This window comes from Streptomyces sp. NPDC002623 (assembly GCF_053592635.1).
Map to the genome: position 1 here is coordinate 1 of NZ_JBSFWB010000018.1, position 23,065 is coordinate 23,065.

A 23,065-nucleotide genomic window follows, 5' to 3' on the forward strand; every position below is an offset into this window, starting at 1 on the left:
GGACGCTTCCTTTGTACTCACCCGAGACACTCTCAGGCTTTCCTCCGGGCAGTTTCCCTTCGGTCTTGCGTTTCCGACTCTATCAGATCCTTTTCTCGATCCGATTCCCTGTCGGCGGGATTGTCTTGGGCTTTGGGCTTTCGCCCGTCGGCCTTTCGACATTCACTACGTTAGCCGATTCCCTCCGCAACTCATAATCGAGTTCCGCCGAGTTCGAATTCGGGCATGCGGGCACGCCGAATTCGCTCCCGTTGTAGGGGCGTCGTAGGTAGTGGGTTGGCCGCTTCCGGCTGCTGGCGATTGCCGTACCCGGTTCAAGCGGCTCGGGCTACGTTACGCGCAGGCCAACAGCGAGTCAACTTCGACGGCGCTTGGGGACATGGGCCCGATACGGGCTCACCGTCGGGTCGTCGGCGACCCAGTACCGCCAGGGGTGGACGGCCCCGTCGCCGGAGACTCCCGTGCGCGGGCCGTTGCGTACCTGGTCGGAGGGGACCGGGGTGCCGGTCAGGATCTTCAGGGGGGTGTCCCCCGTGGCGCAGGCGTCGGTGCCGTCGAGGGCTCGGTCCACGTCCAGGGCGGTGGCCAGGCGGGCAGGGCCTTTGGCCAGTTCCTTGTCATTTCGGGCCGAGAGTCGACGTTTGCGCGCCGCCTCGGCGCCCTCGACGATCTCGCCGGCGCGCAGCAGGACGGCGCTCGCCCTGCCCTCCGGGCCGCAGACGAGGTTCATGCAGTGCCACATGCCATAGGTGAAGTAGACGTACACGTGTCCGGGCGGACCGAACATCACGCCGTTGCGGGCCGTGGGGCCGCGATAGGCGTGGGATCCCGGGTCGTTCGGGCCGTCGTAGGCCTCGACCTCTGTGAGGCGCAGGGTGATCGGACCCTCGAGGGTCGTACGGACGAGGAGGCGGCCGAGGAGATCGGGGGCCACGGCCAGGACAGGGCGGTCGAAGAAGGTCCTGGGGAGGGGCGTACGGTCGGGGGTCGCGATCATGCCCGCCGAGCGTAGTGCAGACACGTGGTGCCGATGGGTGGGTGCGTCGGGGTGGTCAGCGGGCGCTGGGCTTGCCAGGGTGTGGGACGCGGAACCGGCCACGTCCGGATCGCGTTTGTAGGGATCGAGGGATCCCGTCCGAAGGTCGTAGTTAGAGGGAGAGTCATGGCGTTCAAGAAGCTGCTCGCGAGTCTGGGGGCCGGCGGAGCTTCGGTCGAGACGGTGCTGACCGAGGTCAACGTCGTTCCGGGCGGTGTCGTCCAGGGCGAGGTGCGGATCCAGGGCGGGTCCGTGAACCAGCAGATCGAGGGGCTGTCGGTCGGGCTGCAGGCCAAGGTCGAGATCGAGAGCGGCGACCAGGAGTACAAGCAGGACATCGAGTTCACGAAGCTGCGGCTCGGTGGCGCCTTCGAGCTGCAGGCCGGTGCCGTGCACGCGGTGCCGTTCGGCCTGGAGATCCCGTGGGAGACGCCGGTCACGACGATCGACGGTCAGACGCTGCGTGGCATGCACATCGGTGTGACCACGGAGCTGGAGATCGCCCGCGCCGTGGACTCCGGTGATCTGGACCCGATCAACGTGCACCCGTTGCCGGCGCAGAAGGCCATCCTGGACGCCTTCATCCAGCTGGGCTTCCGTTTCAAGAACGCGGACCTCGAGCGCGGTCACATCCGGGGTACGCGGCAGAAGCTGCCGTTCTACCAGGAGATCGAGTTCTTCCCGCCGTCGCAGTACCGGGGGCTCAACCAGGTCGAGCTGAGCTTCGTGGCCGACGAGCACGCGATGGACGTCGTGCTGGAGATGGACAAGAAGCCCGGGCTGTTCAGCGAGGGCAGCGACACCTTCCGCTCGTTCCAGGTGGGACAGCAGGACTACCAGCAGACCGACTGGGCGGGCTACCTCAACCAGTGGCTGTCCGAGGTCGGCAGCAAGCGCAACTGGTTCTGAGACCCAGGGGCTGAACACGCAGCGGGCCCGGAGTGCCGTACGGCGCTCCGGGCCCGCTGCGCTACATGCGGGCGTAGCCCTGCGCAGTGATCTTCTCGAAGGAGAGGTGGACGACCGTGGACCGGTCCGTGGGGTCGGTGTTCGTCTCGCGCAGGGCGGTGAGCTCGTCCGCGGTGAGGGCGCGGCGGATCAGGCGGAACTCGTCGAGGGCTCCCTTGAGGCGGGTCGAGGCCGCGCCGTCGGGGCGGACGCCGAGGTGCACTCCGGTCACGTCGAAGGCGTCGCCGTAGGTGAGGGAGCCGGTGGGGACGGTGCCGGGGGTGCCGGTCGTGCCGTCGACGGAGAGGGTCAGTTGGGTTCCCTTGCGTTGAAGGACTACGTGGTGCCACGCGGCGCCGGTGCGGAACGGGGTGTCCGGGGCGTAGGCCGTGGTGGCCGCGTTCTCCGTCTGGACGAGGGCGGCCAGGCGGCCCGCTCCCGGTTCGGCGCGGAGCCAGAGCTGGCGTTCGGTGGCGCCCTGACCGTAGGCCCAGGCGAGGACCGGGGTGCCGGTGGCCGTGGTGGCGTCGTAGCGGAGCCAGGTGGCGAGGGTGAAGTCGCCGGAGCCGAGGGCCTTGGAGTCGGTGTACGGGAGTTCGACGGAGTCGTCGGTTCCGTCGAGGTCGATTCCGCCGCCGAAGGCGCCCGAGCCGGTGGAGAGGGCGGGGTTCCCGCGGACGTAGGCGTGGTTGCAGTGGGCGGAGGCGTCCGGGGTGGCGGGGCCGGTGGCAGGGCGGGTGACGTCGTGGGACTGGGTGGTGCCGTTCTCCATGGACCACCAGATCCTGCTGCCGGCGGGGTAGGCGCCGGTGCCCGAGGTCGGGGCGGCGATCTTGGCGAGTTCGGTGTCCGTGAGGGCGCGGTCGTAGAGGCGGAAGTCGTCGAGGGTGCCGGTGAGGATCTCGGTGGTGCCGGGGCGGGAGCCGAGGCGCAGGCCGGGGACGGTGGTGCGTCCTGCGGTGAAGGAGCCGGTCAGGCCGTCGGCGTGCTGGGTGTGGGCGGCGTCGACGGAGACGGTGAGGGTGGTTCCGGCGCGGGTGGCGGTCAGCAGGTGCCACTGGTCGTCGCCGAAGGCCGTGCGGGTGGTGTCGGGGTCGGGGAGGGAGAAGTTGACCTTGCCCTGGTCGGTTTCGGCCCAGGCGTAGAGCTCGTCGTTCTGGGGGCGGGCGCGGATCCAGAGGGAGGGTTGGCCCGTGGTGGAGCCGTAGGCCCACAGGAGGGCGGCGTTGGGGGTGGTGGGGGTGGCGGTGTAGCGGAACCAGAGGGTGAGGGTGAAGTCGTCGTCGCCGGTGTCGAGGGCGGGTACGTAGGGGACTTCGAGGCCCGGGCGGTCCGTGGCGACGGGGAGGGCGCCGAGGCCCATGCGGGCGGCGGTGGTGACGCGCGGGGTGGCGCCGGAGCCGAGCAGCAGGGTCGCGTCGGCGCAGTTGGCGGAGATGTCGTCCTCGATGGCGACCGTGGTGAGTGCGGGGTCGGTGGCGGTGTCGACGGTCTGGAAGGGGAGGTGGGCCGTGAGGGCGTTCTCCGCTGCGGTGGTGGTGTTCTTGGTGCGTAGTTCGGTGAGCTGGGCGTCGGTGAGGGCGGTGCGGTAGAGGCGGAACTCGTCGAGGGCGCCGGTGAAGGTGTCGCTGGCGGTGGCGTCGGGTTTGGCGCCGAGGCGGATGCCGTCGACGCCGGAGGCGCGGGGTGCGGCGAGGGTGCCGGTCAGGCCGGTGCCGGTGACGGTGGCGCCGTCGACGGCGAGGCGGACCTGGCTGCCGGAGCGGACCAGGGTGAGGTGGTGCCAGACGCCGTCGCCGTAGGCCGCGGAGCCGTCCGGGGCCTGGAGGGTGAGGCTGACCCTGGTGCCGGAGCCCTGGATCCAGGCGACGATCTGGTTGTCCTTGGGGATGGCGCGGATCCAGAGCTGTGGGGCGGCGGAGTTGTGGCCGTAGGCCCACAGCAGGGCCTGTTGGGGTGTGGTGGAGGTGGCCTGGTGGTTGAAGAAGAGGGAGTAGGTGACGTCGTCGGAGCCGGGGTCGATCGTGGGGCTGTAGGGGAGGTCGGCGTGGCCGCCGGCGGGGAAGTTCAGGGCCTGCCGGAATCTGCCGCTGACGGCTGCGGCGGCGCCGGTGAGGTAGGCGTCGTTGGCGTCCGGTGTGGTGTCGGGGGTGGTGGGGCCGGCGTCGGGGGTGGGCTGTGGGAGGACGGTGCCGTCGAAGGTGCCGGGGAGTCCGATGGCCGTGGGGGCGAAGCGGTTGAAGTAGATGTTGGCGGCGGAGAAGTCCGTGCCGCCCTCGTAGACCAGGCCGAGTTCGCCGCCGGTGAGTTCGGCGAGGTCGGAGTAGCCGGCGCGGGCCGTGTTGAGCTGACCGCCGGGGGCGTCGGTCCAGGTCGTGCCGCGGTCGGTGGAGTAGCGGACGCGGAGTTTCTCGCGGCCGGTGCTGCCGCTGGGGGCGGCCAGGACGAGGGTGTCGCCGGGGTGGTCCTGGTAGGTGTGGCGCAGGGTGAGGACGGAGGCCTGGATCTGGGGTGTGGTGAGGTTCGCGACGGTGTGGCGTCCTACGGTCGTGCCGCCGTCGGTGCTGATCACGTGGGTGCGGTGCGGCTTGGTGTCGTCCTGCTCGTTGCGGGCGGCGAGGTAGAGGTCGCCGTTGTCGAGTTCGGCGAGGGCGGTCTCGGTGGGCTTGAGCTCGCCTGCGACGTAGGAGTTCTCGGTGGTGCTCGTCTGCCAGGTCTCGCCGTGGTCGGAGCTGTAGAGGACGCCGGCCAGTTGGGTCGTGGCGTCGGGGCTCTCGTAGGCGCTGACGACGAGACGGCCGGCTTCGGGTCCGGTCCGGAGCTGGATGCCGTGTGCGGGGCCGGTGGCGAACCAGCCGCTGGTCTTGCCGCTGAGCCGGGGCAGGGCGCGTGGGGCGTCGAAGGTGAGGCCGTCGTCGGTGCTCTTCTGGACGTACGGCAGGCGGGTGCCGCGGGTGGCGGGTTCGCCGGTGGAGACGAGGAAGACGTCTCCGGTGGTCTCGTCGGCGACGGGGGTGGCGTTGTCGCGGGTGTACGGCGCTTCGGGGTCGGTGGCGGTGCCGGCCAGGACGGTTCTGGTCGGGCCCCAGGTGCGGCCGTCGTTGGTGGAGCGTCGTACGACGATGTCGATGGGGCCGCGGTCGGCGCAGGACGGGGAGGCGCGGCCTTCGGCGAAGGCGAGGAGGGTGCCTGCCTTGGTGCGTATGAGGGTGGGGATGCGGAAGCAGCCGTAGCCGCCGGTGCCGGAGCGGAAGAGGGTCTGTTGGGTGCCGACGAGTCTGTCGTCGGAGGTCCGGGTGCCGCTCGCGTCCGCGGCGGGTGCGGCGACGAGGGTGGTGGCCACGGACAGCAGGACGGCGGCCAGGGTTCTTCGGCGTCCCCGGTGGGTGAACGATCTCCGATAGGGCATCGGGCAACGGTATGTGACGGTGTGAAAGTCGTGGGAGTCGTGGGCGGTCGGAAGGTCGTAGGCTCCGGAGGCAGGCATGGAGTGCCTTTCCGATCTAGCAGGAGGTGTCGAGGTGACCGAGCTGAAGAGGCGGCCGCTGCCCCACGATTTCCATCCGCCGGTGCCGTCGTTCACGGTCACGAGCGAGGATGTGCAGGAGGGGGCGACGCTCAAGGACGCCCAGGTCCACGCCTTGGGGAACCTCTCGCCGCAGCTGCGGTGGGAGGGGTTCCCGGCCGGGGCCAAGAGCTTCGCCGTGACCTGCTACGACCCCGACGCTCCGACGGGCAGCGGGTTCTGGCACTGGGTGCTGTTCGACATCCCGGCCTCGGTGACCGAGTTGCCGGCCGGTGCGGGCAGCGGGGCCTTCGACGGGCTGCCGAAGGGTGCCGTCCAGGCGCGCAACGACTACGGCGGCAAGGACTTCGGCGGGGCCGCGCCGCCGCCCGGGGACGGGCCGCACCGGTATGTGTTCACGGTGTACGCGGTGGACCAGGAGAAGCTCGGTCCGGACGCGGACGCCTCGCCCGCCGTTGTGGGCTTCAACCTGCGCTTCCATGCGATCGGCCGCGCTCAGCTGATCGGCGAGTACGAACATCCCAAGGAGGGATGAGTCAGCTCATCGTTCATTGAACGTTTGCCCGCCTCTGGTCTTGGAAGTGATCAGGGGCGGGCATTTTGTTGCCGGGGGCGCGGGGGTCGTCCCTTGTGGAGCAGCAGATATTGCGTTGTCCATCTCGGCGTGCCCGGCCAGAGTTGATCCCAGTCCGCCAGGGGGTGGGCCGGTGCACACAGGAGGTGGGCTGGTATGCGGGACACGCTGGTACTGAACGCGAGCTTCGAGCCGCTGTCGACGGTGACGTTGAACCGAGCCGTCGTCCTGGTGCTTCAGGACAAGGCCGTCGTCGAGCAGGCCCACCCCGAACTGCGGATGCGTGGCGCGGAGTTGGACATACCGGCGCCCCGGGTGATCAGGCTGTGCAGGTATGTACGGGTGCCCTTCCGAAGACAAGCACCGTGGTCGAGGCGGGGTGTGCTGGTCAGGGACCGGCACCGGTGCGCGTACTGCGGCCGTCGGGCGACGACCGTGGACCACGTGGTGCCGCGGGCGCAGGGTGGTCAGGACTCGTGGCTGAACACGGTCGCCTCGTGCGCGGAGGACAACCACCGTAAGGCGGACCGGACTCCGGAGCAGGCGGAGATGCCGTTGCTGCGGCAGCCGTTCGAGCCGACGCCTGCGGACGCGATGCTGCTGGCGCTGGGGCAGGACGACCTGGCCGCTCTGCCGGACTGGCTGACGGTGGACGCCGCGTAGGCGCTCCGCTGGAAGTGCCGTGATGTGCCGTGATGTGCCGTCGTTCCGCTGCGGCGCCATCGTGGCTGGTCGCGCAGTTCCCCGCGGCCCGGACGTGCCCGTGCCGGTACACGGCTGGGGCCCACCTCCCGAGCGGAGGTGGGCCCCAGTCGTGTGGATCGGGGTGGTGCCGGTCAGTCGATCGAGGGCTTCTCCCGGCGTTCGCCGCCACCGTCGCCGTTGCCACGGTTGCCGCTGTTACCGCCCGAGTTGCCGCCTGAATTGCCGCCGAAGGGGCCGAAGTTGCCCATGGCGCCGGACAACCCCTTGAGCGCGTCGCCGATTTCGCTGGGGACGATCCAGAGCTTGTTGGCGTCGCCCTCGGCGATCTTCGGGAGCATCTGGAGGTACTGGTAGGAGAGGAGCTTCTGGTCCGGGTCGCCGGCGTGGATCGCCTCGAAGACCGTGCGGACGGCCTGGGCCTCGCCCTCGGCGCGCAGCGCGGCGGCCTTGGCCTCACCTTCGGCGAGCAGGATCTGGGACTGCTTCTCGCCTTCGGCGGTGAGGATGGCGGCCTGGCGGACGCCTTCCGCGGTGAGGATCGCGGCGCGCTTGTCACGGTCGGCGCGCATCTGCTTCTCCATCGAGTCCTGGATGGAGGTCGGGGGCTCGATCGCCTTCAGTTCCACACGGTTGACGCGGATGCCCCACTTGCCGGTGGCTTCGTCGAGGACGCCGCGCAGGGCCGCGTTGATCTCCTCGCGGGAGGTCAGGGTCCGCTCGAGGTCCATGCCGCCGATGATGTTGCGCAGCGTGGTGACGGTGAGCTGCTCGATCGCCTGGATGTAGCTGGCGACCTCGTAGGTGGCGGCCCGGGCGTCGGTCACCTGGTAGTAGATGACCGTGTCGATGTTCACGACCAGGTTGTCCTGGGTGATCACCGGCTGCGGCGGGAACGGCACGACCTGTTCGCGCAGGTCGATGCGGTTGCGGATGGTGTCTATGAACGGAACGACGATGTTGAGGCCCGCGTTCAGCGTCCGCGTGTAGCGGCCGAAGCGCTCCACGATGGCGGCGCTGGCCTGCGGGATGACTTGGATCGTCTTGATCAGGGCGATGAAGACCAACACCACCAGAATGACCAGGACGATGATGACCGGTTCCATCGTCGGCTCCCCGTACCCTTCTCCGCCTCAGCGCTTTCGGAAGATCTTATGTCTGTTGAAGATCTTGCTGGTCGAGTGTGTCAGACCGTCGTGCGGCTCGCGAGGTGTTCGGTTCACTTACGTGGTGCGGGAGTTGTACAAGGTCAGATGACGATCGCCGTGGCTCCCTCGATCTCCACGACGTCGACCTCCTGCCCCACGTCGTAGGCGCGGTCGGTGTCGAGTGCGCGCGCCGACCATACTTCGCCGGCGAGCTTGATCCGGCCGCCGGAGCCGTCGACCCGTTCCAGCACGACGGCTTGCTTGCCCTTCAACGCGTCGATGCCTGTGGCGAGTTGGGGCCGTTGTTTGCTGTGCCGGGTCGCGATGGGGCGTACGACGGCGATGAGGGCGACGGAGACGACGACGAAGACGAGCACCTGGGCGACGGCGCCGAACCCCAGGCCTGCCACGATCGCCGCGGCCACCGCGCCGACCGCGAACATGCCGAACTCGGGCATCGCGGTCACCACGAGCGGGATACCGAGCGCTGCCGCGCCGACGAGCCACCACACCCATGCGTCGATGTCGTTCACACCGTCATGGTAGGGCCGGGGGTCCCGCCTCCGACAGGGCGCAGAAGGAGCGGTCAGGACAGCGGCAGGCCCTGAGCCGTCCAGCGGTCGCCGACCTGTTCCACGACGAGCGGGAGGCCGAAGCAGAGGGAGAGGTTGCGGGAGGTGAGCTCGAGCTCGACGGGCCCGGCGGCGAGGACCTTGCCCTGGCGGATCATGAGGACGTGCGTGAAGCCGGGGGCGATCTCCTCGACGTGGTGCGTGACCATGATCATCGAGGGGGCGATGGGGTCGCGGGCGAGGCGCCCGAGACGGCGTACGAGGTCCTCGCGGCCGCCGAGGTCGAGGCCGGCGGCGGGCTCGTCGAGGAGGAGCAGCTCGGGGTCGGTCATCAGGGCGCGGGCGATCAGGGTGCGCTTGCGCTCGCCCTCGGAGAGGGTGCCGAACTTCCGGTCGAGGTAGTCGCTCATGCCGAGGCGGTCGAGGAAGGCGCGGGCGCGCTGCTCGTCGATGTCCTCGTACTCCTCCTGCCAGCCGGCCGTCATGCCGTAGGCGGCGGTGAGCACGGTCTGCAGGACGGTCTGGCGCTTGGGGAGCTTGTCGGCGAGGGCGATGCCGGCCATGCCGACGCGCGGGCGCAGCTCGAAGACGTCGGTGCCGGGCTTGCCGAGGGGCTCGCCGAGGACGGAGACGTCGCCGGAGCTCGGGAAGAGGTAGGTGGAGGCGATGTTCAGGAGGGTCGTCTTGCCGGCCCCGTTGGGACCGAGGATGACCCAGCGCTCGCCTTCTTTGACCGACCAGGAGACCTGGTCCACAAGAGCCCGGCCCTCGCGGACCACGGATACGTCCTGAAGCTCCAGAACATCGCTCATGAGCGCGTTGTCTCCCCTTGCAGTGTGGCCGGTCGGTTTGTCGCGGACGTCTGTGGGTCGGACCGCCGCGCGTGGGTGGGCGCGGCCCCCTCGGGAAAATCTACGCCACCGGTCGGGCGACCCGTTCCATCGGTCCGGTCCTTAGGGTGGGGGCATGCTCTCGGAACCGCGCTCTGGTCGCCTCGCCGCTTGGGGAAATGCCCTGTTGGCCGGATTTGTCTCGCCGGACGACGCCGTACTCGCGATCGTCGGGGAGGACGCCGTCCATCGGGTGGAGGGGCTGCCCGGGGAGTCGGCGCCCGTCGGGCTGACGCTGGCGCTGGGGCGGCTGCGGGCGCTCGGGGTGAGCGGGCTGCGGGTGGCGCTGCCCGCGCCGGGGCATCCGCTGGGGTTGAGCGGTCCGCCGGAGTTCAACGCGCGGGCGCTGGAGGCGGAGGAGGCGGTGGTCTGCCACGGCGCCGGGTACGGGCTGGTGCCGGAGGTGTACGAGGCCGGGCCCGAGGGCGACGTACATGTCGAGGTCGTCTGGCACTGTCTGCCGGTGCGGGAGGCTCCGCCGGCCGATGTGCCGTCGCTGGGCGAGGCGGAGCGGGAGCTGGCGGAGGCGTTGCGGGACGCCACGGCGGTGCTGACCCAGCTGGACGTGGCGGGGTCCGGGCCGGTGGCGGAGGCGGCGATCGACGCGTACCGGGCTCGGGCCGACGGGGGGCGGGAGGTGCTCGCACCGGGGTATCCGCCGCGGGCGGTGCGGGTGCTGGAGCTGGCGCAGCGGGTGGGGTTGCTGGTGGCCCTCGCGTCGGAGCACGGGCACGGCGGGGCGGTCAGCTCCGCCGAGATGGCGGCGCGGGCCGAGGCGTTGCGGCCGGTCGAGCGGACGGCTCGGCGGGCGCTCGTCGCGGCGTACAACTCCGTTGTGGAGGAGCGGGAGCGGGGGGTGCGGTGAGCGTTGCCGGGGGCTCTGCCCCCAGACCCCCGGTTCGGCCCTGAACGGGCCTTGTCCTCAGGCGCCGGGCGAGCCGGTAGGCGTCGGAGCCCTTTTCTCGCTGCGGCGGCTGCCTCACCGGCCGTTCGGCTCATTGGAGCGACCGGTCGACAAGCGGACCGGCCTCCCCCGGTGGGGGCCGGGGGAGGCCGGAGGTCACCGCGGGTGCGGGCCGGACCTCAGTGGTTGAGGCCCAGGTTGCCGAAGGCGGGGTTCAGCACGCCGATGACGTTCACGCTGTTGCCGACCACGTTGACCGGGACGTGCACCGGGGCCTGGACGAGGTTGCCCGAGACGACGCCCGGCGAGCCCTTGGCCTCGCCGAGGGCGGTGGCGCCGTCGGTGGCGGAGGCCATGCCGGCTCCCGCGGCGACCAGGCCGCCGGCCACCATCGTCACAGCCGCTGCCTTCTTCAGGTTCTTCACTTCTGAGCCCTCCTCGCGATGGCCGCGGCAGTCGCCGCGGCACGCACTGGAGAACGGCGGAGACCGACGAAGGATGCGCCATCCGGGGGACATTCCCACGACGGTATGAATCTCGGATCGGAAGTTAACCCTCCGTATTGCCGCTGCCTTGCCTCGGCATGTCCTCAGCCGGCCACGCCGTGGCGTACGGCCCACAGTGCGGCCTGGGTGCGGTCCGCGAGGTCGAGCTTCATCAGGATGTTGGAGACATGCGTCTTGACGGTCTTCTCGGAGAGGACCAGCGCGCGGGCGATCTCGCGGTTGGAGCGGCCGTCCGCTATCAGGCCGAGCACCTCGCGCTCCCGCTCGGTGAGCGAACCGCCTCTCCCCTGGCCCGAGTTGGCTTCGTCCTGGGACAGCAGGGCGTCGGCGACCTCCGGCTGGAGCAGGATGTGGCCGGCGTGCACCGAGCGGATGGCGCCGGCCAGGGCGTCGGGGTCGACGTCCTTGTAGACGTATCCGGCGGCACCCGCGCGCAGGGCGGGGACCACGGTGCGCTGTTCGGTGAAGCTGGTGACGATCAGCACGCGCGCGGGGTTGGCCGCTTCGCGCAGTTTGCGGAGGGCCTCGACGCCGTCCATGCCCGGCATCTTGACGTCCATCAGGACGATGTCGGGTTTCAGCTCCTCGGCGAGGGCGACTCCTGCCGCGCCGTCGGCGGCCTCGCCGACGACCTCGATGTCGTCCTGCACCTCCAGGAAGGTGCGCAGGCCCCGGCGGACGACCTGATGGTCGTCGACGAGCAGCACCTTGATTGCGTCAGCCACCGGGAGCCTCCATCTCGATCGTGGTGCCCTTGCCGGGCGCCGATTCCACCATGAGCGTGCCGCCGACGCCGCTCGCCCGGTCCCGCATCGACACCAGGCCGAGGTGGCGGCCGGCCCGGCGGACCGTCGTCGGGTCGAAGCCGCCGCCGTCGTCCTTGATGCGCAGGAGCGTGTCCTGGCCGCGCTTGCGCAGGACGACCTCCACATGCTCCGCGCCGGAGTGGCGCAGGGCGTTGTGCAGGGCCTCCTGGGCGACCCGCAGCAGGGCCTCCTCCTGGGCGGCGGGCAGGGCGCGCACACCCTGGCTGGTGAAGGTCACGCGCGCGGTGTGGGCACGGTCGAGGACCTGGATCTGGGTGCGGAGGGTGGCGACCAGGCCGTCCTCGTCGAGCGCGGCCGGTCTCAGCTCCACGACCGCGGCGCGCAGCTCGTCGGCCGCCTCCGCGGCGAGCGCCGCGACCTGCTGCAGCTCGCCCTTGGCGCGCGAGGGGTCGCGGTCGACGAGGGCGGCGGCGGCCTGGGCCGTCAGGCGAAGGGAGAACAGCTTCTGACTGACCGCATCGTGCAGTTCATGGGCCAGCCTGGAGCGTTCCTCGGCGATCGTCAGTTCGCGGCTGCGCTCGTACAGGCGGGCGTTGGTGAGGGCTATCGCGGCGTGCTGGGCGAGGATCGAGAGCAGTTCCTCGTCGTCCTCCGTGAAGCCGCAGCCGCCGTGCGGCTTGGGACAGTTCTTGTTGGCGAGGAACAGGGCGCCGATGACCTCGTCGCCGTCCCTGATGGGCAGGCCCAGGAAGTCGGACATCTCCGGGTGGGCGGACGGCCAGCCCTCGAAGCGGGGGTCCTTGCGGACGTCGGCGAGGCGCTCGGGCCTGGCCTCGTGCAGCATCGCCGCGAGGATGCCGTGCTGGCGGGGCAGCGGGCCGATGGCCTTCCACTGCTGGTCGCTGACGCCGTCGACGACGAACTGTGCGAAGCCCCCGTGGTCGTCGGGGACGCCGAGGGCGGCGTACTGCGCGTCCAGCAGTTCGCGGGCGGAGGCGACGATCGTCTTGAGGACGTCGCGCACCTCCAGGTGCCTGCTCATGGCCAGCAGCGCGGAGCTCACCGCGGCGAGGCCGGACCGGGGGCCTTGACTCATGTCCTCACGGTACCGGCGGGGTGTGACAGCGCGGATCGGACCTGTGACGGCCCCGGGTGGGGCGGGAGACCTAGGCCTGAGGTCCCGGGTACTGCGGTCCAGGGCGAAGGGACCGGGTGCTCGGGTGTACGACGAAGGGCCCCTCTCGGCCCGGTCCCGCGTCCGAGGCGGGGGCGGGGGGCCGGTTCCTACGTTGGGGGCACCGCCGAGCCGGGCGGTCGGACGAGGGGACGGTTGTCATGCCGGTAGCGATCATCACGGGGGCCTCGAAGGGGCTGGGGCGGGCGCTGGCCGAGGCGCTGGCCGCGCGGGGCTGGGATCTGGTGCTGGACGCCAGAACGGCGGAGGTGCTGAAGGAGACGGCTGCTGCCGTGGCGGTGCACGGGACCCGGGTCGAGGCCTGTGCGGGGGACGTCACCGATCCCGCGCACCGGGTCGAGCTGGTCGCGGCGGCCTGGCAGCTCGGCGGCTGCGACCTGGTGGTGAACAACGCGAGCGCGCTGGGCGCCGAGCCGCTGGTGCGGCTGGCGGAGCTGCCCCTGGACGGGCTGCGGCGGGCGCTGGAGGTGAACGTCGTGGCGGCGCTGGGGCTGGTCCAGGAGGCGCTGCCGCTGCTGCACGCCGCGCCGGCGGGCGCGGTGATCACCGTCAGCTCGGACGCGGCCGCCGAGGCGTACGAGACATGGGGCGGCTACGGGGCGTCCAAGGCGGCCCTGGACCATCTCGCGGCGGTGCTGGGCGAGGAGGAGCCGTCGCTGCGGGTGTGGGCGGTGGACCCCGGGGACATGGCCACGGACCTGTACGCGGCGGCGGTGCCGGACGACGACGGCCCTCGGCCGGATCCGGCCGAGGTGGCGCCGGCCTTCCTGCGGCTGCTGGACGAGCGTCCGGCGAGCGGGCGCTACGGGGCGCCCGCCCTGCTGGAGGGACGGCGATGACGCTGGCCGTGCAGGTGCCCCGGGAGCTGTCGGCGCGGGTGCCGGCCGAGCAGCGCGGGCCGGGGCGGGACCGCGACGATGTCCGGCTGCTGGTGTCGCGGGGGACGGATGTGGCGCATCACGCGTTCCGGGAGCTGCCGTGTCTGTTGCGGGCCGGGGACCTGCTGGTCGTGAACACCTCGGGGACGCTGGCGGCGGCCGTGGACGGGCGGATCGGGCACGCACGCGTGGTGGTGCACTTCTCCACGCGCGGGGACGACGGACGGTGGGCCGTCGAGCTGCGGGACCCGGACGGGAAGGGCACCACACGCGTGCGTGCGGGCGGCCCGGCGGGGGCGCGGGTGCGGCTGCCCGGAGGCGTGCGGCTGGTCCTGGAGGAGCCGCTGAGCCCGGGGAGCGGGCGGCTGTGGTGGGCGCGGGTGTCGCCCGGCGGAGCGGGCGGCGGCGGAGCGGGCGGCGGCGGAGCGGGCGGCGGCGGCGGAGCGGGCGGCGGCGGAGCGGTGCCGGGGCTGCTGCGGGAGCACGGGCGGCCCATTCGCTACTCCTATACGGAGCGGGATCAGCCGCTCTCCGTGTATCAGACGGTGTTCGCGCTGCCGTCGGCCGACGGGGCGGGCAGCGCGGAGATGCCGAGTGCGGCGCGGCCCTTCACCGCGGGGCTGGTGGCGGAGCTGGTGAGCCGGGGGGTGCAGTTCGCGCCGATCACGCTGCACACCGGGGTCGCCTCGGCGGAGGCGCACGAGCCGCCGTATCCGGAGCGGTTCGCGGTGCCGGAGGCGTCGGCGCGGCTGATCAACGCGGTGCGGGCCGGGGACGGGCGGGTGGTGGCGGTCGGGACCACGGCCGTGCGGGCGGTGGAGTCCGCGGCCGGGGCGGACGGGGTCGTACGCGCGCGTGCGGGGTGGACGGATCTCGTCGTCACTCCCGCGCGCGGGGTGCGGGTGGTGGACGGGCTGCTGACCGGGCTGCACGAGCCGGAGGCCTCGCATCTGCTGATGCTGGAGGCGGTGGCGGGGCGGGCGGCGATCGACCGGGGCTACGGCGAGGCGTTGCGCGGGCGCTATCTGTGGCACGAGTTCGGCGATGTGCACCTCATCCTCCCGGCGGAGGGCGACGACCGACGCCGACAGCCCTCGCCGGGCACTGACGCAGAGCATTGCTTTGGCAACTAGCGGTGAGAACGGGTGGGACCCCATGTGAGCCCGCGCATAGGGCGCACATCACGTACTAGGGGCAATAGGAGATAAAGGGGACCCGTATGAACGGGACAGATGGTTCTATCTGTCCCGTTTTGCCCTTCCCTGATCCACTATCGGGGATCGTACGTCACACCTTTGCCTGGGCATTTTGCGGCCGCTAAGAATTGCTCTCGTCGCTCAGCGCCGTGGGGTTCCCCCCGCGGCGTTCCTGCCGAAAGCACCCGCTGTCCGCCGTCGGACGAAGTGAGCGACCTCCGCGCTATTCGAAGAGGTCCTTCCGCCATGCCCAAGAACACTCACAAGATCGCGATCGCCGCTGCTGCCACCCTCGGCACCGCAGCCCTCGCCTTCTCCGTGGTGCCGGCCGACGCGCAGACGACCACCACCGACGCCGCCTCCTCGGCCCGGGTCGCCTACAGCTCCAAGCCGGTGCAGGACGTCAAGGCCAGCGTCACCGACCAGCTGGCCGGGGCGAGCGTGAAGGTCGACGCCATCGAGGCCAAGAAGAAGGCCGCAGCGGACGCCGCCGCGAAGAAGAAGGCCGCCGCGGCGAAGACCGCCGCCGAGAAGGCCGCCGCTGCGAAGAAGAAGGCTGCCGCCGAGGCCGCCGCCGAGAAGAAGGCCGCGGCCGCGCGCAAGGCGAAGGAGGCCGCGAGCCGGTCCGCCAAGCGCGCCGTGGTCAAGCAGGTCGCCGCCAAGAGCTACGCCAACAACCTCGACGGCTGGATCAAGGAGTCCCTGGACATCATGAAGTCCAAGGGCATCCCGGGCAGCTACCACGGCCTGCACAAGAACATCATGCGCGAGTCCTCGGGCAACCCGAACGCGATCAACGACTGGGACATCAACGCCATCAACGGCATCCCGTCCAAGGGCCTGCTGCAGGTGATCCCGCCCACGTTCGCGGCCTACCACGTCTCCGGCACGTCCTGGAACATCTACGACCCGGTAGCCAACATCACGGCCGCCGCGAACTACGCCGCCGACAAGTACGGCACGATCGACAACGTCAACAGCGCGTACTGAGCAGCTGTCGCACACGCCGGAGGGCGGCACCCCACGTCAGGGGTGCCGCCCTCCGGCGTCGTACGGCCGTCGCCGCCCGATCGGTGCGCGTGACTACTTGCGCATGACCTCGGGCTCGTGGCGGCGCAGGAAGCGGGCCACGAAGAAGCCGCAGACCACGCCGATCGCGATCAGGGCGACCATGTCCAGGCCCCAGGCGCCGACGGTGTGCTCCCACAGCGGGTCCGTCTCGCCGCCGTCCTTGGGCGGGCTGATCTTGTTGAAGTCCAGCGTGGCGCCGGCCGCCGCGACCGCCCAGCGCGAGGGCATCAGATACGAGAACTCGTTGACCCCGACCGCGCCGTTCAGGGTGAACAGGCAGCCGGTGAACACGACCTGGATGATCGCGAACATGACCAGCAGCGGCATGGTCTTCTCGGCCGTCTTCACCAGCGAGGAGATGACCAGGCCGAACATCATCGAGGTGAAGCCGAGCGCCATGACCGGCACGCACAGCTCCACCAGCGTGGCGCTGCCGAAGACCAGGCCCTCCGTGGGGATCTCCCGGCTGGAGAAGCCGATGACGCCGACCAGCAGCCCCTGGAACACCGTGACCAGACCGAGCACGAACACCTTGGACATCAGATACGCCGAGCGCGACAGGCCGGTGGCCCGCTCCCGCTCGTAGATGACCCGTTCCTTGATCAGTTCACGGACGGAGTTCGCCGCGCCCGCGAAGCAGGCGCCGACCGCGAGGATCAGCAGAACGGTGGTGGCGGTGCCGTTGGGGATGATCCGGCCGCTCTTCGGGTTGACCGGGTTGGGCAGCAGGCTGTTCCCGGAGTCGATCAGCAGACTGACCGCGCCGAGGACCACCGGCAGGATCACCGTGAGAGCGAGGAAGCCCTTGTCGGACGCGATCACCGACACATAGCGGCGCACCAACGTGATGAACTGGGACATCCAGCCCTGCGGCTTCGGTGGCCTCATCGCCTGCATCGGCGGCATCTGTACGGACTGCGGCGCGATGGCGTCGATGTCCGCGGCGTACATCTGGTAGTGCTGCGAGCCCTTCCAGCGGCCCGCCCAGTCGTAGTCGCGGTAGTTCTCGAAGGCGGAGAAGACATCGGCCCAGGTGTCGTAGCCGAAGAAGTTCAGCGCCTCCTCGGGCGGGCCGAAGTAGGCGACGCTGCCGCCGGGCGCCATCACGAGCAGCTTGTCGCAGATCGCGAGCTCGGCCACGGAGTGGGTGACGACCAGGACCGTGCGGCCGTCGTCGGCGAGGCCGCGCAGCAGCTGCATGACATCGCGGTCCATGCCCGGGTCGAGGCCGGAGGTCGGCTCGTCCAGGAAGATCAGCGACGGCTTGGTGAGCAGCTCCAGAGCCACCGAGACGCGCTTGCGCTGGCCGCCGGAGAGCGAAGTGACCTTCTTCTCCTTGTGGATGTCCAGCTTCAGCTCGCGCAGCACCTCGTCGATGCGGGCGTCGCGCTCGGCCGCCGTGGTGTCGGCGGGGAAGCGGAGCTTGGCCGCGTACTTCAGGGCCTTCTTGACGGTCAGTTCCTTGTGCAGGATGTCGTCCTGCGGGACCAGGCCGATGCGCTGGCGCAGTTCGGCGAACTGCTTGTAGAGGTTCCGGTTGTCGTAGAGGACATCGCCCTGGTTGGCGGGCCGGTACCCCGTCAGCGCCTTGAGCAGGGTCGACTTGCCGGAACCCGACGGTCCGATGACCGCGATCAGCGACTTCTCCGGGACGCCGAACGAGACGTCCTTCAGGATCTGCTTGCCGCCGTCGACCTCGACGGTCAGATGGCGGGCCGAGAAGGAGACCTCACCGGTGTCGACGAACTCCTCGAGCCGGTCGGCGACGATCCGGAACGTCGAGTGGCCGACGCCGACGATGTCGGTCGGGCCCAGCTGGACCGAGCCGCCCTTGGGGATCGGCTGGCCGTTGACGTAGGTGCCGTTGTGCGAGCCGAGGTCGCGGATCTCCATACGGCCGTCGGGCGTCGAGTGGAACTCGGCGTGATGGCGCGAGACCTGCAGGTCGGAGACGACCAGCTCGTTCTCCAGGGCACGGCCGATGCGCATCACACGGCCGAGGGAGAACTGGTGGAACGTGGTGGGGCTGCGGTCGCCGTAGACCGGCGGCGCCCCCGCGCCGACGCCGGGGCCCTGCTGCTGCGGGATCGACGGCGGCTGCTGCCCCTGCTGCGGCTGCTGCCAGCCGGCCTGCGGGGCCTGTTGCGCCTGCGGGGCCTGTTGGGCCCAGCCCGGGTTCGCCGCCTGCGCCGCATACGGCTGCTGGGGCTGCGCGGCGGGCGCCTGCGCTCCCGACAGGTTCAGCCGCGGTCCGTCGGTCGCGTTGCCCAGGTGCAGCGCCGAGCCGGGGCCGATCTCCAGTTGATGGATCCGCTGCCCCTGCGCGAACGTGCCGTTGGTGCTGCCGTGGTCCTCGATGACCCAACTGCGGCCGTTGAAGCTGACCGTGGCGTGGCGCCAGGAGACCCTGGCGTCGTCGAGGACGATGTCCCCCTGCGGATCACGTCCGAGGGTGTATGGCCTGGACGGATCGAGCGTCCAGGTGCGTCCGTTCAATTCCAGTACGAGTTCCGGCACTCCAGCCCCACTGAGTTGTCCCCCGAATAGCCCCATCAACGGGGAGTCTAGGGATGTCGAACATCGGGGGGAACTATTTCAGTAGCGGCCCCCTGACCGAAAGTCGGGCCTTGTGAAGAGCGTGCGCGAGCGTATCGGCCGTTCCCGTTGACGGGGTTGAAACCCGGCCGGAGAGTGGTAAACGCACGCGAGGGGGACGGAAGCGGCGATCTTCGCCGCTGCGCGCCGCGGATCGGGGGGTCTGCATGAGTGCCGGCACAGGTGTCGAAGGCAGTGGAAGCGTGGCGCGCGGTGGGGGCGTGCCGTGGACGGACGTACTCCTGGGCGCAATCGCCGCGGTGAGCTGGGCGTTGATCGGAATGGCGGGGACGGCCGCACTCGGGCTGCATCTGCTGGGAGCGGACTCGGTGGGCTCGTTGGGCCCGATGACGGCGGCGGCGGTGGCACTGGGGGCCGGCGGCTCGGTGACTCCGTCCGGCGACGTTTCCGCGTTCGGGCTGACGGGCGCGGAGGCGAACACGGCCATCGAGATCACGCCATTGGGGGTGAGCCTGGTGGGTGCGCTGCTGCTGTCGTGGCTCTTCCTGCGGTCCCTGCGCACGGCGGGAGTTGTGATCGCCCCGGCCGAACTCGTCGCGCGCGTCGGCGCGGTGGTCGCGCTGTTCGTGGCGATGCTCGGCGGACTGGCCTGGGCGGGGCACGACGTCATCACGCTCGACGGGGGCTCGCTGGGCCTGGACGACCTGCCCGGGGGCGGCGGGGGCGGGGGCGGGGGCGGCGGCCTGGAGATCCCCGGGCTCGGCGACGTCGGGGACATCGGGGGGCTGCTGCCCGACCGGCTCGGCGACCTGGTCGGCGCGAAGGCGGCGGTCGGCTTCACCGTCGACACGGCGCCCACACTGCTCGGCGGCCTCGGCTGGTCGCTCGGCATCCTGCTGATCGCCCTGCTGGCCTCGCGCCGCACGCCGCTGCCGCGCGGCTGGGAGGCGGTGCACCGCGTGGTGCGGCCGGCCGTGTCCGCCGTCGTCACCGTGCTGCTGGTGGCCGTGGCGGCCGGGTTCGCCGCGGGGGCCTACGCGGCGATCGGCGACGACCACCCCAAGCGGATCGCGGGCGCCGCGCTGCTCGGCGCGCCGAACGGGGTCTGGCTGGGCATCCCGATCGGTCTGTTCGTCCCGTGGGACGGTCGGGCGACCGGCGCACTGACGAGCTTCCTCCCGGACCCGCTGGACGACCTGCTCGGCGCCGGCACCGAACAGCCGGTGACGCTGGGCCGCCTGGCCGAGCTGGACGGACGGGTGTGGCTGCTGGGAGTGGCGGCGGCACTGATGATGCTGCTGGCGGGGGTCATGGCGGCCGTACGGACGCCGGTGGGGACGATGGGGTCGGCGGGACGCGGGACGGCTGGGGGGACCGAGGGGATCGAGGGGACTGCGCGGGGTGGGCCGGGCGGGGGGCCTGGAGGGACTGGGTGGACTGCGGGGGCCGGGGGGGTCGCCGGGCCCGGCGGGGCGGCGGCGCCTGCGGGGACCACGGCAGGGGCGGGACGACGTGCGGGTGCAGGGACCACCGCAGGGGCGGAACGAAGTGCGGGTGCAGGGGGCGGAGCTGGACCCTCCGGAGTGGATGAGGCTGTCGGTGCAGGAGGCGCAGGTGGGCGCGGGGCCTGGGTCGCCGGGTTCGTGGGGCGGTGTGCCGTGCGGCTGGGGGTGGCGACCGCCCTGGCGTTGCCGTTGATCGCCTGGCTGACGGAGGTGTCCGTGGACGCCTCGCTGTCCGTGCTGGGCTTCGATGCGTTCGGTGCCGGGATCGAGTTGCGGGGACGGCTCGGCATGGCGTTGCTGCTGGGCGCCGTGTGGGGTGCGGGGGCCGGGGCCGCCGGTGCCCTGCTGGCCTGTGCCACGGGAGCCGCCGGAGGGCGGGCGGCGCCACTGGCACGGGGTGACGTGGGAGACGCGGGAGGCACGGCGGTCGGCGCCTCCGGTGGGGGCGCTCGGCCTTCGGGGGACTCGGGTGAGCGGACCGGGCCGTATGCGCCGAGTGCCTCGTACCGGCCGCCGAATCCAGCGACCAATCCGTACCTGCGCCTCCCGGAGGGGCTGCTGGACGCGGAGGACGCACGGCCCGGGCCGCCGCCGGCCGGGCGGGCCGGGCCGTCGAGGTCGTACGAGAGCTCCCGGCGGGACGATCCCCCGGCGACGGGCGGGCGGCCGCCCGGCGTGCCGCCCGGACCGGACGACGTCTACGGCGCCCCGACCGTGGTCCGGCCGATCGGACCGCCTCCCCGCTCGCCGCGGCGGCCCGCGGGTCCACGCCCCGGCCCGCGCCCCGGTGAGCGACCGCCGTCGGGCCCGGAGGAGGGCCCGCCGCCTCCGCCACCGACTCCCCCACCCGCGCCGAGGACGCCGAGGGGACCGAAGGGATCACGGTGAGGGCCGACCCGAGGCGGCCCGAGCCCGGGCCCGGGCTCGTCGGCGGCCCAGCCCGAGGAGGGCCCGCGGCGGCCGGCAGTTCCTCTCCCCCCGCCCGAGGAGAAGGGGGCCGTGGCCGTCGCCACCCGCCGGGCATTCCCCTCGCCGAGGAGACCGAGAGGACGAAGGAATCGTGGTGAGCGGGCCGGGCCCAGCCGGGCGGGGACAGGGCCGTGAGGGCCCGTGGCCGTCTGTTGAGGTCCGCGTCACCTCTCTGACATCGAGTGTTCCCTGTCCGTCAGGCGGCCCCGAGCGGCGATCGGCACTGGGTGCCGGATACGGTGGATACACCATGAGCGCTTTGCAGACTTCGTCCTCCGACGTCCCTACTCTCCTAGTCAAGATTTTCGGCAAGGACAGGCCGGGCATCACGGCCGGCCTCTTCGACACCCTCGCCGCCTACTCCGTCGACGTGGTCGACATCGAGCAGGTCGTCACCCGAGGCCGGATGGTGCTGTGCGCGCTCGTGACCGAGCCGCCGGCCGGCCTCGAGGGGGAACTGCGGTCGACGGTCCACAACTGGGCCGAGTCGATGAAGATGGAGGCGGAGATCATCTCCGGCATCGGCGACAACCGGCCACGTGGGCTCGGACGGTCGCTGGTCACCGTGCTGGGGCATCCGCTCACCGCCGAGGCCACGGCATCGATCGCCGCGAAGATCACGAAGGCCGGCGGCAACATCGACCGTATCTTCCGGCTCGCCAAGTATCCCGTCACCGCCGTCGAGTTCGCCGTCTCCGGTGTGGAGGCCGCGCCCCTGCGCACCGCCCTGGTCACGGCCGCGGCGGCGCTCGGCGTGGACATCGCCGTGGTGGACGCGGGCCTCTACCGGCGGGCCCAGCGGCTCGTCGTGATGGACGTCGACTCCACCCTCATCCAGGACGAGGTGATCGAGCTCTTCGCCGCGCACGCGGGCTGCGAGGACAAGGTCGCCGAGGTGACGGCGGCCGCGATGCGCGGTGAGCTGGACTTCGAGCAGTCGCTGCACGCGCGCGTGGCGCTGCTGGAGGGGCTGGACGCCTCGGTCGTGGACAAGGTGCGTACCGAGGTGCGGCTGACTCCGGGGGCGCGCACCCTGATCCGGACGCTGAAGCGGCTCGGATACCAGGTGGGCGTCGTCTCCGGCGGTTTCACCCAGGTCACCGACGATCTTCAGGACCGGCTCGGGCTGGACTTCGCCCAGGCCAACACGCTGGAGATCGTCGACGGCAAGCTGACCGGCCGGGTCACCGGCGAGATCGTGGACCGGGCGGGCAAGGCACGGCTGCTGCGCCGGTTCGCCGCCGAGGCGGGTGTACCGCTCTCGCAGACCGTGGCGATCGGTGACGGCGCAAACGACCTGGACATGCTCAACGCGGCGGGGCTCGGGGTCGCCTTCAACGCGAAGCCGGTGGTGCGGCAGGCGGCGCACACGGCGGTGAACGTGCCGTTCCTGGACACCGTCCTGTACCTGCTGGGCATCACCCGCGAAGAGGTCGAGGCGGCGGAGACGCACGACGAGCAGTAGCCTCCGCTCGGAAGCCTCCGCTCGGACGGACTGCGAGGGCCCGGCACCGCAGCGGCGCCGGGCCCTCGTGTGTGCCGGGTGGGTTACTCGGAGGGGGCCCAGTAGTCGAGCAGGGTGGCCGCGCCCGGTTCCAGGGACTTCCAGGAGCCGTCGAAGGAGACGACGACGAAGGCGGCGGCCGGGAAGCCCCGGCGCTGCATGCGCTCCCCCGCGTCGCCCTCGGCCTGGCCGGAGACGATGTCGGCGAGACCCTGGATGCCCGGGTTGTGTCCGATCAGGACGAGGTTGTGCACGTCGTCGGCCGTCTCGTTGAGCAAAGCGATCAGCTCGCCCGGTGAGGCCTCGTAGATCCGCTCCTCGTAGACGGTTTTCGGCCGCTGCGGGAACTCCTGGACGGCGAGCTTCCACGTCTCCCGGGTGCGGACCGCGGTGGAGCACAGGGCCAGGTCGATGGGGATGCCGGTGTCGGTCAGCCTGCGTCCGGCGACGGCGGCGTCCTTACGGCCCCGCTCAGCGAGCGGACGCTCGTGGTCGGTCACCTGAGGCCAGTCGGCTTTCGCATGGCGGAAGAGGACGATCCTGCGGGGTTCTGCGACGCTCATGAGTCCCAGCTTCGCATGAAACAGGCCATGGGGCGCAGGGAGTTGACATGCGGTT

Annotated in this window: 19 protein-coding genes; 9 read left to right on the forward strand and 10 right to left on the reverse strand. The window is 71.3% G+C overall.

From position 1 onward, the window contains the following. Window positions 1-355: 355 nt before the first annotated feature. Window positions 356-997, reverse strand: coding sequence for a DNA-3-methyladenine glycosylase (locus tag ACWD4O_RS29215; protein WP_451284342.1), 642 nt, complete (start codon window positions 995-997; stop codon window positions 356-358). Between the two features lie 165 nt (window positions 998-1,162). Between ACWD4O_RS29215 and ACWD4O_RS29220 the strand changes: the two genes are divergently transcribed. After that, window positions 1,163-1,945 (forward strand): sporulation protein, encoded by a 783-nt coding sequence (locus ACWD4O_RS29220; RefSeq protein ID WP_451284344.1) that lies wholly within the window; start codon window positions 1,163-1,165, stop codon window positions 1,943-1,945. A 61-nt stretch (window positions 1,946-2,006) separates the two neighbouring features. On the opposite strand, the gene ACWD4O_RS29225 is transcribed toward ACWD4O_RS29220, so the two are convergent. Further along, window positions 2,007-5,393 (reverse strand): LamG-like jellyroll fold domain-containing protein, encoded by a 3,387-nt coding sequence (locus ACWD4O_RS29225; RefSeq protein WP_451284346.1) that lies wholly within the window; start codon window positions 5,391-5,393, stop codon window positions 2,007-2,009. Between the two features lie 112 nt (window positions 5,394-5,505). Between ACWD4O_RS29225 and ACWD4O_RS29230 the strand changes: the two genes are divergently transcribed. Both ACWD4O_RS29230 and ACWD4O_RS29235 read left to right on the forward strand, forming a co-directional pair. Beyond that, window positions 5,506-6,045, forward strand: a complete 540-nt coding sequence (locus tag ACWD4O_RS29230) for a YbhB/YbcL family Raf kinase inhibitor-like protein (protein ID WP_451284348.1) — start codon at window positions 5,506-5,508, stop codon at window positions 6,043-6,045. Between the two features lie 195 nt (window positions 6,046-6,240). After that, window positions 6,241-6,747, forward strand: a complete 507-nt coding sequence (locus tag ACWD4O_RS29235) for an HNH endonuclease (protein WP_358806606.1) — start codon at window positions 6,241-6,243, stop codon at window positions 6,745-6,747. Between the two features lie 173 nt (window positions 6,748-6,920). Here the strand turns inward: ACWD4O_RS29235 and ACWD4O_RS29240 are convergent, their stop codons facing one another. The 3 genes from ACWD4O_RS29240 to ACWD4O_RS29250 form a co-directional block, all read right to left on the reverse strand. After that, a complete protein-coding gene (locus ACWD4O_RS29240) occupies window positions 6,921-7,892 on the reverse strand; it encodes an SPFH domain-containing protein (protein WP_451284350.1) in 972 nt (323 codons plus the stop codon). Between the two features lie 143 nt (window positions 7,893-8,035). Then, window positions 8,036-8,467: an NfeD family protein gene (locus tag ACWD4O_RS29245; protein WP_358806608.1), complete on the reverse strand. Its 432-nt coding sequence runs from the start codon at window positions 8,465-8,467 to the stop codon at window positions 8,036-8,038. 53 nt (window positions 8,468-8,520) lie between these two features. Then, window positions 8,521-9,318, reverse strand: coding sequence for an ABC transporter ATP-binding protein (locus ACWD4O_RS29250; protein WP_451284353.1), 798 nt, complete (start codon window positions 9,316-9,318; stop codon window positions 8,521-8,523). A gap of 154 nt (window positions 9,319-9,472) precedes the next feature. On the opposite strand from ACWD4O_RS29250, the gene ACWD4O_RS29255 reads away from it, so the two are divergent. After that, window positions 9,473-10,261 (forward strand): hypothetical protein, encoded by a 789-nt coding sequence (locus ACWD4O_RS29255; RefSeq protein ID WP_451284355.1) that lies wholly within the window; start codon window positions 9,473-9,475, stop codon window positions 10,259-10,261. Between the two features lie 218 nt (window positions 10,262-10,479). On the opposite strand, the gene chpE is transcribed toward ACWD4O_RS29255, so the two are convergent. The 3 genes from chpE to ACWD4O_RS29270 form a co-directional block, all read right to left on the reverse strand. Then, on the reverse strand, window positions 10,480-10,725 hold the full coding sequence (chpE, locus tag ACWD4O_RS29260) for a chaplin ChpE (RefSeq protein ID WP_351908232.1): 246 nt from the start codon (window positions 10,723-10,725) through the stop codon (window positions 10,480-10,482). Window positions 10,726-10,889: 164 nt separating this feature from the next. Then, entirely contained in the window at window positions 10,890-11,531 is a 642-nt protein-coding gene (locus tag ACWD4O_RS29265; RefSeq protein WP_351908234.1) for a response regulator transcription factor, read from the reverse strand. Beyond that, the gene (locus ACWD4O_RS29270; RefSeq protein WP_451284358.1) at window positions 11,524-12,669 is read right to left on the reverse strand and encodes a GAF domain-containing sensor histidine kinase; all 1,146 of its coding nucleotides are present in this window, start codon (window positions 12,667-12,669) and stop codon (window positions 11,524-11,526) included. The genes ACWD4O_RS29265 and ACWD4O_RS29270 overlap by 8 nt, the downstream gene beginning before the upstream one ends. Before the next feature lie 239 nt (window positions 12,670-12,908). Here ACWD4O_RS29270 and ACWD4O_RS29275 point away from each other — a divergent pair, with 239 nt between their 5' ends. From ACWD4O_RS29275 to ACWD4O_RS29285, 3 genes are all read left to right on the forward strand, one after another. After that, a complete protein-coding gene (locus ACWD4O_RS29275; protein WP_451284360.1) occupies window positions 12,909-13,607 on the forward strand; it encodes an SDR family NAD(P)-dependent oxidoreductase in 699 nt (232 codons plus the stop codon). After that, entirely contained in the window at window positions 13,604-14,779 is a 1,176-nt protein-coding gene (locus ACWD4O_RS29280; protein ID WP_451284362.1) for an S-adenosylmethionine:tRNA ribosyltransferase-isomerase, read from the forward strand. Before ACWD4O_RS29275 ends, ACWD4O_RS29280 begins: the two co-directional genes overlap by 4 nt. Window positions 14,780-15,088: 309 nt before the next feature. Continuing rightward, a complete protein-coding gene (locus ACWD4O_RS29285; RefSeq protein WP_451284364.1) occupies window positions 15,089-15,832 on the forward strand; it encodes a transglycosylase SLT domain-containing protein in 744 nt (247 codons plus the stop codon). Between the two features lie 93 nt (window positions 15,833-15,925). Here ACWD4O_RS29285 and ACWD4O_RS29290 read toward each other — a convergent pair whose 3' ends face one another. Then, window positions 15,926-18,430 carry an FHA domain-containing protein gene (locus ACWD4O_RS29290; RefSeq protein ID WP_451284366.1) on the reverse strand — a complete coding sequence of 835 codons (2,505 nt, stop codon included), beginning with the start codon at window positions 18,428-18,430 and terminating at the stop codon, window positions 15,926-15,928. 245 nt (window positions 18,431-18,675) lie between these two features. Between ACWD4O_RS29290 and ACWD4O_RS29295 the strand changes: the two genes are divergently transcribed. Together ACWD4O_RS29295 and serB are read left to right on the forward strand one after the other, a co-directional pair. Next, window positions 18,676-20,862 carry a streptophobe family protein gene (locus ACWD4O_RS29295; protein ID WP_451284368.1) on the forward strand — a complete coding sequence of 729 codons (2,187 nt, stop codon included), beginning with the start codon at window positions 18,676-18,678 and terminating at the stop codon, window positions 20,860-20,862. Between the two features lie 331 nt (window positions 20,863-21,193). Continuing rightward, on the forward strand, window positions 21,194-22,408 hold the full coding sequence (gene serB, locus ACWD4O_RS29300) for a phosphoserine phosphatase SerB (protein ID WP_358806617.1): 1,215 nt from the start codon (window positions 21,194-21,196) through the stop codon (window positions 22,406-22,408). A gap of 83 nt (window positions 22,409-22,491) precedes the next feature. Here serB and ACWD4O_RS29305 read toward each other — a convergent pair whose 3' ends face one another. Then, window positions 22,492-23,010, reverse strand: coding sequence for a SixA phosphatase family protein (locus ACWD4O_RS29305; RefSeq protein ID WP_451284370.1), 519 nt, complete (start codon window positions 23,008-23,010; stop codon window positions 22,492-22,494). Window positions 23,011-23,065: the final 55 nt, after the last annotated feature.